This is a genomic window from Bacillus sp. 17RED48 (genome assembly GCF_019837545.1).
Lineage (GTDB): Bacteria > Bacillota > Bacilli > Bacillales > Bacillaceae_G > Bacillus_A > Bacillus_A wiedmannii.
Window position 1 is genome coordinate 549,698 of sequence record NZ_JADAXG010000004.1, and the last position, 13,344, is coordinate 563,041.

Consider the following 13,344-nt stretch of genomic DNA (forward strand, 5'->3'; position numbering starts at 1 on the left):
TTTCTAGACTGAAAATTCATTTTTTATCATTTTTTCAAACTGAATTCATACATAAAAAATACCGAGAATCGATTAGACTCTCGGTATTTTTTAAATTATTTCGCTGTATGTTTTCTAACAGCCGGTAAAATTTCAGTAGCAATTAATTCAATATTTTTCTCAATTTTATTAAGTGGTACACCACCAAAATCAATTTGTGCCATAAAACGTTGTTGTCCAAACAATTCATATTGGTAAAGCATTTTTTCAATAATTTGTTGCGGGCTACCAACCATTAATGCGTCACGGTAATCTACTGCATTTGTAAATTGTTGCTTCGGATACCCACCACCACGCAGTGTAAGCATACCAGCATTAATATGAGGATAGTATTCACTAAATGCATCTTGTGAATTTTTTGCTGTATAAAATAAACTCGTCGTTGCAACTGGCAAACTTGCTGGATTAAATCCACTTTGCGCCGCAGCCTCACGGTAAGCATCTACTGACCCTTTAAAGTTAATAGCTGGACCACCTAGTGTTGTTATCATCATAGGTACACCCGCACGTCCTGCTTTAATCGCACTAGCTGGCGGGCCACCAACTGCACGCCAAATTGGTAAGTTATTATTCTTCGCTCTCGGAATCACCGATGCATGTGCAAGCGGCGCTCTGAACTGTCCGTTCCATGTTACATGTTCCTCGTTATTAATTTTTAATAAAAGATCCATCTTCTCTTCAAATAACTCTTCATAATCATTCACGTCATAACCAAGTAAACTATATCCCCCAATACGAGATCCACGACCAGCCACGATTTCTGCACGTCCATTAGAAATCAAGTCAATTGTAGCAAAATCCTCATATACTCGTACCGGATCAGATGTGCTTACTATCGTTGCTGAACTTGCAATTTTTATATTTTTCGTAGGTTGTGCAATAGCTCCTAAAATAACTGTATGAGCTTGCGTTGTAAAATGAGTTTGATGACTTTCACCGACAGCAAATACATCAAGTCCAGCTTCATCCGCTAACTTAGCTGTTTCAATTAATTCATGAATTCTTTGTTCTGCACTAATTTTCTCTCCATTATGCGGATTTAAAACATGATCCCCAATTGAATATAATCCAAACTCTATTCCTTTACTTGTATCCATACGGTATTTTTCCATAGTTGCTCTCTCCTTTAATTCAGTCGTATTCATATTCTTCAATTATTTTTCACTTGATTAGTCAATTGATAGTGTAAAAAAAATTACTCTTGCGGCAATTCTTTTTTTTCGCTATGCTTATGAACTTTCGTCATTAGCTCGTATAATATTTTCTGCTCTTCTTCATTTAATACATCATCAAAAAACGATGATTGAAATGCAAGTTGCTCTGGCAATGCTCTCTCTAAAGCTGCTTCCCCTTGCTCTGTAAGACTAATTGTTTTCGTTTTCCAATCTTGTTTTCGTACAATATATCCTTCTTTTTCAAGACGAGTTAACATTCGAGAAATACCGCCTTGTGTAACAGTTACCTTTTCAGCTAACTCCATTTGTGTGAGTGGCTGATACGTACGTATTTGCAAAAGCACATCAAATTGAGCTGTCGTTAAATCAAACCGTTTTAAAAACTCATTTGACATCTGATTACTTTGGTTCGTAAATCGTATTAAGCGTAACCATATTAATGACCCTATCGTATTATCACGCATGTTTGATCACTTCCTATCGTGAATCTTACTATCACTTTACTACGCAAGTGATAAAAAAGCAAGAGAAAAAGTGAAAAATAATCTGATTAGAGTATTGCATAAATAACGATAAGAAAGAATTCATATTTAAATGAATTCTTTCTTATCGTTATTCTTAACTTTCCATTTCATTCATTGCTATATTTAAAGCTCCCACTGCTTTGGGCCAACCAACATAAAAAGCCATATGTGTTATTAATGCGATCATTTCATTTTCTCCAATTCCATTTTGCTTGGCCAGTCGCAAATGAAATGGTAATTGTTCTGTATGACCAAGATTGATTAATACCGACACTGTACATAAACTTCTTTCTCTTAATGTTAAAGTGTCATCCCGCCACACTTCCTCGAACAATATCTCTTCACTATAATGAGCAAATGCAGGTGCCATTTCTTTCATTCTCTCTTGAATACAATATTTAATTGATTCATTCATCATTTCACTCTCCCTTCACTTTTACCAATTGTGTCAATCCTTGACCAAATGACCAATTTTCAGCAGATGTCTCATTTAGCGTAATAAAAATATCTGCACTTTTTATACTAGAACATTCAGAAATCTTCAAGGATATCGACTGATATAGATTCATTTTCTGTTTTATCGTTCTTCCCGGTCCGCATGTAATAGAAACATAAATCATCTTCTCTGTTCTCTTTTCTCCTCTTTCTAATAAATAATATGGATTATATAAAAAGTGATTTTGTTGATAAGGTAAAAACATTTGAAAAAAATCATTTTCAAGGATGTTAAAATGTTCAATTAATGACAGATGAATACATTCACCTATCTTTTTCAACTCTTCTTTATTTAATATATTTTCATGATAATAAACGTTCACAAAAGGCATACATTTTCATTCCTTTTTCCTAATTTAACTTCAACAAGTTTTCATCGTGAAATGTGCAAAATCTCATATACTGTAACACCTTTATTTGTTACCATTTCAGGCTTTTCTTCATAAAAATTTAACTGACTATACCTCCATTTATCTGGATTATAAATCATTACATTTCCTAAACACTTTTCTATATTTTGTACACATTCATAGTTTTTAATTGAGTCTCCCTCAGTGAATTACTTTGAGAAATACTCCCTACATATTCAACAGCATATTTACTTTTCTTAAAATCATCACTTAGATTAACAACTAATGGAACACCTATATTTATTTGTTGCCACCCAAAAGATTGTAAAATATTATCGTAATACCCTTCAAAGATAAATTTGTTCATTCCTTCATGGCCATTCCAAATATATAAAGGTGCATAACAGTTATAGAAATTCCCATCCTTACCTGTCTCAGTAATTAAATATGCTTTGAAATTCAATTCTTGAAAACCATCCGTTTTATATCCATTATCCTTTACCCTTTTTTTAATAATCTCTATGTCATAATCCTTTGGCAAAATGACCTTATATTGCATTCCAATCATGTTTATCACTCACTTTCAATCTTATATACACAATGATAAACCGATGATTGACTAACGTAAAATAGGTATAAATTATATTTGATATCATTTATAATGATATCAAATAAGGGGCTGTGATATATGGACATAAATGATCTTATTATATTCAAAACTGTAGCCAGCGAAGGTTCTATTAGTAAAGCTGCGAAAGAGTTAGGATATGTTCAACCGAACGTAACTGAGCGAATCAAAAAATTAGAACAAGAATTAGAAACGCCTTTACTACATAGAGATAACAAAGGAGTATCCTTGTTACCTTCTGGTGATATTTTATTAGACTACACGAATCAAATATTAACTCTAGTAGAAGAAGCGAAAGATAAAATTAAAACGAGTAGTTCTTCTTATATAATCGCGACGTCACAATCTATTTTGACTAATTATGTAAGTAAGCGCATTAAAGAAAATTTCAGGAATTATCAAATATATGTAGAAAATAGTAGTCATTTGCAAAAATTACTGCAACAACAAAAAGTTGATATGGTCATTACTTACGAGGATGATCCCGACGCAGCTTTTAAAAAAGTATTTACTGCTTCAATTTCTGTAGGCTTATTAAAAGCGAAAGAAACGCCTACCATTGACTATTCAAAGGAACTCTTCTTCGTTAGTAATGACAAAAGGTGCCCTTTTAGAAATAAGACAATACAATTTTTAAAAGAAAATAATTTATCTCAGCGTCAACTTCAACAATTAGATTCTTATTCGCTTATGGAAGAGTTTATTCAGGATGGAAAAGGAATAGCCTTTTTGCCGATTAGAAATGATACATTGGTACCAATTGAAGATGTTCCAATTGAGAAATTAGCTGTTCATTTTTTTACGAATCAACACTCTTTAAAACAAATCCCTGATGAACTATTTAATTAATAGAATAGCTATAAACTAATTACATACACCAATAAAAATCCCTCCTTTACGAATCTAAAAGAGGGATTTTCATATTCTATACAATTGATTTTTCACACATTTTGCTCCACTTCTGCACTTTTCTCCTTCTTATTCCGTTTCATATTCTTCAAACTCTTTACCGTTCCAACTAATCCTTTCGGGAAAACTAGCAAGACGATAATGTACAATAAACCAAGAATAATCGTCCATCGTTCAAAAATCGGATACGCTGTAGCTAATTCTGATAAATAATATTTCAGTGATTCAATAATTCCAGCTCCAGCAATTGCTCCAATTAACGTTCCAACGCCTCCAATCATTGTCATCAATAATGCATTTAATGTCATTTCAATTGAAAATACAGTTGTATTAACAAAGCGTAGTGTGATAACAAATAAACCACCGCTAATCGTAGCAACTACTCCTGCAACAATACTAGCAATAATTTTATAATGAAGAACTTTATATCCTAATGCTTCAACACGTTGTTCATTTTGTGAAATTGCCTTTAATACTTTTCCGATAGAAGATTTTGTGAAAAGACGTAACAGAATAAAAATGACAATTAAACATATAAGTGTTACATAATAAAACGTAAAACGATCACGGAATAAGTCTGGTACACCAAATGTAAAACCGTCCCCTCCGTGAGTGAGCCCACGCCATTTTTCAGCAAGTACGAAAAACAACTGTGAAATAGCAAGTGTTAACATTGCATAAAAATGACTTTTCAGTCGTAACGAAAGCAAACCGATTATATAACTAACAATTGCTGAAATGATAATTGCAGCTACTAGCCCTATTAAAAAGTTCGTTATGGATACTCCTTGCCGATCAAATAAAAGTGCTACGCCATATGCCCCTATTCCAAAGAACATACAATGACCGAATGATACAATTCCTGTATATCCAAGCAATACATCAAAACTCATTGCAAAAATAGCAAAGATGAAGATTTGAGTGAACAAAATTAACAAGCTCCGTGAATCATTTACGAATGGAAATACACTTAAACAAATGAGCATACATACTCCGAAGTATACTTTAATTCGATTTGAAGTGCTGTTCACCATTTCACCCCTTTTCACTAACAAGTCCATTTGGCTTCACGATTAAGAAAAATAGTAACATTAACATATTGATTGCAAGTGAGAAATCCGGTATAAAATACGCTGTAAAAGCACCAGCTAATCCGACAATTAAAGATGCGATTGCTGAACCTTGTACGCTTCCTAATCCTCCAATGATTACTACTATGAAAGCTAAAATCGCATACTGCATACCCATCTCGGCGAAAATAACTCCTGAATACGGCGCTAATAAGAAGCCTCCCAACGCTGCCATCCCTGCTCCTAATAAAAAGACGAAAGAAAATATCGCTTTTACGTTAATACCGAGCGCTTGAACCATTTCTTTATCCATTACACCTGCACGGATCATTAGACCTATCTTTGTTTTTTTAAGCAATAATAGTAAGGCAATATAAATGATGATCCCAATTAAAATTACGAATAGACGATATTTAATTAATATAATACCTTCAAATGTATAACTACCTTGTAACCATAACGGTAATTTAGCACCAATTGGATTTGGCCCCCAAAATACTTTAATACATTCACTAAGTACAAGCATTCCTCCAAGCGTCACAAGAAGCTGGCGAACATGATTTCCATATACCGGTCTAATAAGGAATCTTTCTAAAATGAATCCAAGAAACATTCCCATAGCAATTGCTCCAATTAACGCTAATACATAACTACCTGTCATATTAAATAGCCAAACACCTGTAAACGCTCCCCAGGCAAATAAACCACCATGTGCGAAGTTTAGAACGCTCATTAAACCGAAAATCAGTGAAAGACCTGATGCTAATAAAAAAATGAGCATCCCTGTTGAAATCCCATTTACAAATAAATTGATTAACACATCCATCCTTCTCACCTCGGATTCATGTTAAGAGATTCCTAAATATTTGTGACACATTTCCTTATCCTCTTTTAATTCATGCATAAAACCGTTATGAACAATTTTTCCGTTATCCATAATATAAAAGTAATCACCAATTTGACTAGCCATCATAAAGTTTTGTTCAACGAGTAAAACTGTTGTTTTCTTCTTCATTTTCAAAATGGCTATCATTAATTTTTCTATCATAATAGGGGACAAGCCTTTACTCGGCTCATCGATAAGTAATAAACCATCACTATTAATAAATGCTCTTGAAATTGCTAGCATTTGCTTTTGTCCTCCGCTTAATAGTCCGCTTTTTTTGTGCCAAAACTGCTTTAAATCTGGAAATAGTTCAAGCATCCACTCAATTTTCTCTTCCGCTTCTTCTCCCTTACCCCTAGCAAGAGCGAATGTTTCTTCTACTGTCAAATCGTGAAAAATACCTTGATTTTCTGGTACATACCCTATTCCTTTTCTTGAAATTAAATGTGTAGATAATCCATTTACTTGTGTACTATCATAATAAATTTCACCATGTGCGATATGGTGAAATCCCATAACCGAACGTAATGTCGTCGTCTTCCCTGCCCCATTTCTTCCAAACAGTACAGTAATCGTTCCTTTCTCAACAGCAAGAGATACCCCTTGTAAAATATGAAACTGATCTAAATACGTCTCTATATTATTCACTTGTAATAGTGCCACTATATAATCCCCCTAAATAAGCACTTTGTACACGCTCATCTTTCATAATCTCTTCGGGCAAACCTTCAGCCAATAGCTCTCCATGGAATAAAACGATAAGATGGTCTGACAAACCTAGTACCATATCCATTTTGTGTTCAATTAGTACAATTGTACTCTCTGGATGTTTCTTAATATTTTCAATCACTTGTAAAATAGCCGGTACTTCCTCAACTGATATACCTGCCGTCGGCTCATCAAGTAGTAACACATCTGTTTTTAAAGCTAATAACATTGCAAGCTCTAACTTTCGTTTTTCTCCATGCGCTAAATCTTTCGCTAATACATGTTCTTTTTCCTGAAGTAATACAGTTTTTAAGACACGTCTCGCCTCTCCCACTTGTTGCTTAAATTTTGCCGAACTCGGAAAAAAACTATAGTAATCTTGCACAAATGATTGAACACTTAAACGAACATTTTCAAGTACCGTTAACTCTGGGAATATATTTGTAAGTTGAAAAGAACGACCAATTCCTAATCGAGTTCGATCCGAAATTGATAATTTTGTAATCTCTCGTCCTTTAAAATATACTTCCCCCTTTGTTGGAGAAATTTGTCCACTTAGTAAATTAAATAACGTTGTCTTTCCTGCACCATTAGGTCCAATAATGGAAATGAGCTTTCCTTTTTGTACTGTTACATTCACATCTTTAATAACATGATGCTCGCCAAAAGATACGCAAAGATTTTTCGTTTCTAGCAAATGTGTCACGAAATCCCTCCTTTTAAAGCTTTAAGTACAAAAGAAATACGTATAAAGAGGGCGTCCCCCTCTTTATACAAAATCAGCAGAAAATTCAGTTTATTTATTCTGAACTGGTGGTTCTGTCTCTTTGATCGTTAATTCTCGCTCTAATACTGGCACCGGATAGTCAACACCATCTTGCTTTTTCAATGTGATAGAATACAGTGTCTGCATCGCTTGGTGATCCTTTTCTCTAAACTTCATCTTTCCTTTCGGTGTATCAAATTCCATTCCTTCCATTTTCTTAATCAATGTATCTACATCTGTATCACCTTTTGTTTTCTTTAAAGCTTCTACAATAGAAATTGCCGCTGACATTCCACCCGCTGTAAATAAATCTGGCACCGCACCATTAAATCGTTTTTTATGTTCTTCAACTAACCAATCATTCACCTTATTTTTCGGGAGTGTATGATAATAAACAGAAAAACCTTGCATTCCTACTAACGCATCCATCGTTTTTAATGCCGGTATATCTGGTGCACCTGTAGAAATTTTAATACCTTGTGCTTCCACATTCATATCTTTTAACTGTTTCCAAGGTGAGTTTGCCCCTGCCCAAACGATAAATAAATAATCTGGTTTTGAGCTAATGATATTTTGAATATTTGCAGTGAAGTCAGTCGAATTTGTATCTGCATATTGCTCGTTTACAATATTCGCACCTAATTTCTTCGCTCCAGCTTTAAACGCTGCAATCCCTTCACGGCCAAATGCATTATCCGGGGCAAACGTCGCAATCTTTATATCTTTTTTTGCAATTGCAGCTGCTCCTGCAATCGCATCTTGCGAAGAGCTTCTTCCTGTTCTAAAAACATATTTATTCCAATTCTTTCCGGTAATACTATCAGCAACTGCCGGTTCTACAACCATTATTTTTTCATATTCTTCAGCTAGTGGTAAAACCGCTAATGTATCACTTGAACTAGACGATCCGACTAAAAAATCCACTTTCTCTTCTTCTAATAATTTCGTAGCTTTTTTAACTGCTACCTCTGCTTTCGTTTCCGTATCTTCTACAACAAACTTAATCTTCTTCCCTTCCACTTTCCCCGTTCCATCCGTCGCATAGTCTAACCCTAATTCAAATCCATTCACTGTTTGTTTTCCATATGATTCTAATGGACCTGTTAATGAAGCAAGAACCCCTACCTTAATCGTCTTTTCATCCTCAGTACTTGTTTTCTTTCCTGAACAAGCTGCCGTTATTAATAACGAACCTAACACACAACCAGTAGCCACCATTCTTAGCCATTTACGTTTTTTTATCGACATTGTGATCCTCCCCATACTTTACTTTCTGATAGAGTCAAACACGCCAAAGTTACCCATCCGTAATTATGACTTTTCCTTTGAATCATACAAACACAGCTGTTTGAAAAATTTAATGAAGTACCTTTACATTCGCCGCCTCTTTCCAAATACCTCCATTTATCATATATTCATCTAGTATTTTTCACCACCTAATTACAGTCGCTGCCCATGTATACCCAGTCCCGGCACTAACTACTACTGCAATATCTCCGGCCTGTAATTTTCCCTGTTCATTTGCAAAGTGAAGACCAATGCAAGGATCAAGCGCTGACATATGTCCATAATGATCTAAATATACAACTTGTTCTTCTTCTAGCCCTAGTCCCTGTATCAATTCTATTAACATGGAACGTTTTGTATGCAGTGGTAACAATACTTTAATATCTTTAGGAGTACATCCACTTTTTCTTAACGCCTCCCTAATAACCTTGTCAAAATTAGGGATTGAAACCCGGTCTAGACGTTCTTTCATACTATTAGGATCTATTACATCAATATAATGTTGTCGATTCTCAACTGTATCATAGCTCGCAACCTACTTCGATCCACCAGCTGGAATACGAACATCGTCATGAAATGAACCATCTGTTAATTTATCAGAATTTTATAGCATATCCCTAATCAAAATGAATAAACGCCCCCGTCAGTTAACCTTTTTGCACTCCCCTCCTTCTTATAACACCACATATATTTAAACAACATTACGAAGGTAAATCCATATTTTACAAAAACAAAATATGCTAATATAATAGATAAGTGATTATCACTTAAAAGGAACTGATATAAGTGAGAAGATATTGTTTTACATACTTAGGAGGAATCATAATGAATTTTAAACATGTACTTGCAACAGGCTTAATTACCGCCACACTATTTGGTGCAACGAATGCTCATGCACAAACTGAACATTTCATTGATGTACCAAAGGAACATTGGTCTAAAGATTCGATTAACTACTTAACTGAACAAAAGGTCATTAGTGGCTATGGCAACGGAAAATTTGGATTTGGGGACAATGTAACTCGTGGGCAAGTAGCTGCGATTATTTCAAGATACTTAAAATTAGAAAATACTGGATCTACAATTAAACATTTCTCTGATATTCATGGGCATATGTTTGAAAACAATATTAAAGCAGTTGCTCAAAAAGGACTCATGACAGGGGACAATAGCACTGACAAGTTTAGACCAGACGATACATTAACTCGATACGAAATGGCTGTTATCTTACAAAAAGCGTTTCATCTACCTGTAAAAACAAACGACCTTTTCTATGATGTTCCAAATAATTTTTGGGCAACAGACTCTGTTCGTTCATTGTATAGTAATGGAATTACAAAAGGAATTGGAAACTATCGATACGGCGGAGAAATGAATGTAACAAGAGAACAATTTGCAACGTTTATGTATAACGCAATTAATGTAAACCCTTATTTTGTTCCTGATTCTATTCCTGCGAAAGATGAGGATAAGTATAAAGAAATTGAGAATATACTGATTGATTCTGGATTTTTAAAAACAGATTATAACTATGTATATACTAAAACTGGTCGAACATATGATGGCATTATGTATTTTAATTTTTCTCCCTATGATGACAGCGCATATAGAATGTCTATTCATAGTGATGATCCTGTATTAAACGAGCCGGTGAAAAAAATCCTAAATACACTACTACCAACTAAAGCAGATTATCTGTATAGTCTAATTAAAAATCCTACTACAAGCTCTCGAACAATAAAATTAGATGGTCGCAAAATTGAATTTAGTAGAGACTCTAGTACTAGTGTAAATGTTTATCTTGGAAAACAAAAATACTAAAAGAGTGACTATTTAACATGAATACAAGTAGCTCTCATAAGAAATAAAAAGGCTGCCCCACAAGTCGGTTTCAACGACTTGTGGGGCAGCTCCTTTAATCTTAATTAGAATTAAGTTCCACTTTCTCTAATCCTTTAGCCAATTGTTTCTTATCTAGCCCTTCTCCTATTACTACCAAGTTCGTTGGGAAACCGAAGTCTTGTTCCAATAAAGTCGGTACCCCGAACGAATATTGGAATAGGTGCGGGTATTTATCTCCATGGAATTTCACAAATCCTTTTACGCGATAAATACTATCTGGTACATTCGAAAGCCATTCGTATAATTTATCTTGATCAATCGATTTCGTAAATTGATACGTCATCGTTTGTATATGTAAATGCTGTTTGACATGTAGTGTCTCATGTTCCCCATCATTCGTAAATTCAGCTTCTTCTATGTCTTCTAAAGATATATTACAATATTTTGTTTCAAACAATTTCGCATGATTGTTTATTGCTTTCACTTCTTCAATTACTTTGTTCTTATCCGCATCTGTTAGTAAATCTGATTTATTAATTAAAATGTGGCTACCAAACTTCAGTTGCTCATGCAGTAATTGCTGAACGTTTGCACTTAATACTCTTCGATTTAACCATCTTACTGCATCTAAAACGACTACAATTGATTTCACTTCTAAGAAAGGTGCTAAAATGGGTGATACACATGCATCTAACACTTCAATTGGATGTGCAACACCTGTCGTTTCTATATAAATGACATCTGGTCTTTCTTGCTGATATAACGAGTGTAATTGTATTTCAAGCTCTTCTTTTAGCGTACAACAAATACATCCTTTCAGAAGTTCTCTTAACACATTCTCTTTTCCAATAATATCCGTATCTACCGAGTATTCACCAATTTCATTCATTAATACTGCAACTTTTCTATTCTTCTTTTTCTCCGCTAACAATAAATTTTGTAATAATGTTGATTTTCCGCTACCTAAAAAGCCACCTAATATATGAATTTCTACTTTTTTCATTTGATCGACCATCCATTTCTTTATTTCAAACGTATTCAAAGCGTAATAATTACGATTTATATTTATTATTTTATTAAAAGAATTGTGATTTGTAAATATATCTTCACTGTTCGTTTACTTCATAAGCAACTCTAATTCCAGACTCTATTGCTCCTTGCATCCATCCATGCGTTAATGTCGTATGCTCTCCTGCAAAGTGTACTTTGCCAGCTGGCGGCGTAATATACGGAAATAACTCTAACTCTTGGCCTGGTTCGAAAGCTGTAAATGCGCCGCAAGAATATGAATTTTGACTCCAGCTAAAAGATGTTCCAGTAACAAACTCACTATAGACGATGTCACCGTATATTTCCGCTAAATTTTTCAATGCGTAACGAATACGATCTCTTTGCGGGAGACTATCCCATGTTAACGCCTCATCTGCCCACGTATAACTCGCTAAAACGATAGCTGCCCCTTGTGTATGAATACCATAACTCGGATAATATGTAAATCGTATAGGTAAATCTGTAATAGATTTTCCACCACATTGTCTCGCTTTCTCCCAAAATCTACTTTTAAATTCTATCGCAATTTTAGTTGCAGCAATATAATTTAATTCACGAATTGCTCGTCTTTTAAAATAAGAGAATAAATGATATGGCTGAACTTCTACAAATCGTAACGCTGAAAATGGAATTGTGATAATAGCAATGTCGCCTGTTACCATAAATGGATGTGACGTTTGTTCATTTGTTACTTGCATCATCACTTTATTATCTTCCTGTATAATTTTTTCTACTTTATAAGACATAAAAATATTATCTTTTAACTTCGGTAAAAATGAATTTGGTAATGTATCCATTCCGCCCGTTATCTCATAATATTTTGTCGTTGAAGTAAAAAAGATCATTTCACGTAATGCTTCGATTAAAGACATTCCCATATATGCTTCCATATCTAGAAGTACCCCAATCATATCTATTGCTCCATCTGAATAATACTCACTTAAAAATGATCCGAGTGAATATGTTTTATACTTTTTTTCAACGATGATCCAGTTTTTATTAGGATCTTTTTTTATAAAATTAAGTATTGGTTCTAATACTACTAACATTAACTCTTCTGCCGTTTTTCCATTTTCGTTCTCTAAAATTGGATATCCAAGTATACTTGGATTTTTTTCAAACACATTCAATCTCGTTTTAATATTATTCGTATAAATAATATCTGAAGCGGTTTTATTTATAAAAAGATTTAACGGTAATTTAAATTTACGAATGTAAGCTAAAGTTAACTCGTGCGTTTCAGGAATTCGCATTGGCCCTGCATTAAAATATAAGCCTCTGCTAAACGGTTCACGGATCGTATATATTCTACCGCCTATTCGGTTATTCGCTTCTAAAATTGTTATGCTATGCCCTGATTCTTTCAATAACGAGGCTGCAACTAATCCTGAAATTCCTGCACCAGCAATAATAATTTGCTTTGGATTCTTCGTTTTTACGAGTCCCACATTAATAATATGAAGCATTCTTTCCATCGTTAATGGCTGCATCATGCCCTTTTCCCCTTCGATAAAGGATTTTATTGCATTATATTCGGTTCACTTACTTCCTATGTTTCGTGCACGAAATTGCACGGATACATTTTCAAAAACTTGAATATCTTTTATAAAATGTA

At 34.2% G+C, this 13,344-nt stretch carries 13 protein-coding genes and 2 pseudogenes; 2 read left to right on the forward strand and 13 right to left on the reverse strand.

Annotated features, from left to right (window positions below):
* Window positions 1–95: 95 nt before the first annotated feature.
* The 5 genes and pseudogenes from ILT06_RS19860 to ILT06_RS19880 form a co-directional block, all read right to left on the reverse strand.
* Window positions 96–1,151, reverse strand: a complete 1,056-nt coding sequence (locus ILT06_RS19860) for an LLM class flavin-dependent oxidoreductase (protein ID WP_222655394.1) — start codon at window positions 1,149–1,151, stop codon at window positions 96–98.
* Between the two features lie 83 nt (window positions 1,152–1,234).
* Window positions 1,235–1,678 carry a MarR family winged helix-turn-helix transcriptional regulator gene (locus tag ILT06_RS19865; RefSeq protein ID WP_001205523.1) on the reverse strand — a complete coding sequence of 148 codons (444 nt, stop codon included), beginning with the start codon at window positions 1,676–1,678 and terminating at the stop codon, window positions 1,235–1,237.
* A gap of 154 nt (window positions 1,679–1,832) precedes the next feature.
* A complete protein-coding gene (locus tag ILT06_RS19870) occupies window positions 1,833–2,156 on the reverse strand; it encodes a carboxymuconolactone decarboxylase family protein (protein ID WP_103654961.1) in 324 nt (107 codons plus the stop codon).
* Between the two features lies 1 nt (window position 2,157).
* Window positions 2,158–2,565, reverse strand: coding sequence for a tautomerase family protein (locus tag ILT06_RS19875; RefSeq protein WP_064476359.1), 408 nt, complete (start codon window positions 2,563–2,565; stop codon window positions 2,158–2,160).
* Window positions 2,566–2,606: 41 nt separating this feature from the next.
* Window positions 2,607–3,151, reverse strand: a pseudogene (locus ILT06_RS19880) (DUF4865 family protein).
* 120 nt (window positions 3,152–3,271) lie between these two features.
* Here ILT06_RS19880 and ILT06_RS19885 point away from each other — a divergent pair.
* On the forward strand, window positions 3,272–4,060 hold the full coding sequence (locus ILT06_RS19885; protein WP_103654959.1) for a LysR family transcriptional regulator: 789 nt from the start codon (window positions 3,272–3,274) through the stop codon (window positions 4,058–4,060).
* Window positions 4,061–4,152: 92 nt separating this feature from the next.
* Here ILT06_RS19885 and ILT06_RS19890 read toward each other — a convergent pair whose 3' ends face one another.
* From ILT06_RS19890 to ILT06_RS19915, 6 genes and pseudogenes are all read right to left on the reverse strand, one after another.
* Entirely contained in the window at window positions 4,153–5,106 is a 954-nt protein-coding gene (locus ILT06_RS19890; RefSeq protein ID WP_064476679.1) for a branched-chain amino acid ABC transporter permease, read from the reverse strand.
* 49 nt (window positions 5,107–5,155) lie between these two features.
* A complete protein-coding gene (locus ILT06_RS19895) occupies window positions 5,156–6,016 on the reverse strand; it encodes a branched-chain amino acid ABC transporter permease (RefSeq protein ID WP_064476362.1) in 861 nt (286 codons plus the stop codon).
* A 21-nt stretch (window positions 6,017–6,037) separates the two neighbouring features.
* Complete coding sequence (locus tag ILT06_RS19900) at window positions 6,038–6,739, reverse strand: branched-chain amino acid ABC transporter ATP-binding protein (RefSeq protein ID WP_064476363.1); 702 nt, start codon at window positions 6,737–6,739, stop codon at window positions 6,038–6,040.
* Entirely contained in the window at window positions 6,717–7,490 is a 774-nt protein-coding gene (locus tag ILT06_RS19905; protein WP_064476364.1) for an ABC transporter ATP-binding protein, read from the reverse strand. The genes ILT06_RS19900 and ILT06_RS19905 overlap by 23 nt, the downstream gene beginning before the upstream one ends.
* Window positions 7,491–7,580: 90 nt before the next feature.
* Complete coding sequence (locus ILT06_RS19910) at window positions 7,581–8,798, reverse strand: substrate-binding domain-containing protein (RefSeq protein WP_222655395.1); 1,218 nt, start codon at window positions 8,796–8,798, stop codon at window positions 7,581–7,583.
* 181 nt (window positions 8,799–8,979) lie between these two features.
* Window positions 8,980–9,429: pseudogene (locus tag ILT06_RS19915) on the reverse strand (3-oxoacyl-[acyl-carrier-protein] synthase III C-terminal domain-containing protein); the annotation flags it as partial.
* A gap of 233 nt (window positions 9,430–9,662) precedes the next feature.
* On the opposite strand from ILT06_RS19915, the gene ILT06_RS19920 reads away from it, so the two are divergent.
* Window positions 9,663–10,658, forward strand: coding sequence for an S-layer homology domain-containing protein (locus ILT06_RS19920; RefSeq protein WP_149174108.1), 996 nt, complete (start codon window positions 9,663–9,665; stop codon window positions 10,656–10,658).
* Window positions 10,659–10,758: 100 nt separating this feature from the next.
* Here ILT06_RS19920 and ILT06_RS19925 read toward each other — a convergent pair whose 3' ends face one another.
* Together ILT06_RS19925 and ILT06_RS19930 are read right to left on the reverse strand one after the other, a co-directional pair.
* Window positions 10,759–11,682 carry a CobW family GTP-binding protein gene (locus ILT06_RS19925; RefSeq protein WP_064476367.1) on the reverse strand — a complete coding sequence of 308 codons (924 nt, stop codon included), beginning with the start codon at window positions 11,680–11,682 and terminating at the stop codon, window positions 10,759–10,761.
* A 103-nt stretch (window positions 11,683–11,785) separates the two neighbouring features.
* The gene (locus tag ILT06_RS19930; protein WP_064476368.1) at window positions 11,786–13,222 is read right to left on the reverse strand and encodes a flavin monoamine oxidase family protein; all 1,437 of its coding nucleotides are present in this window, start codon (window positions 13,220–13,222) and stop codon (window positions 11,786–11,788) included.
* Between the last annotated feature and the right edge of the window lie 122 nt (window positions 13,223–13,344).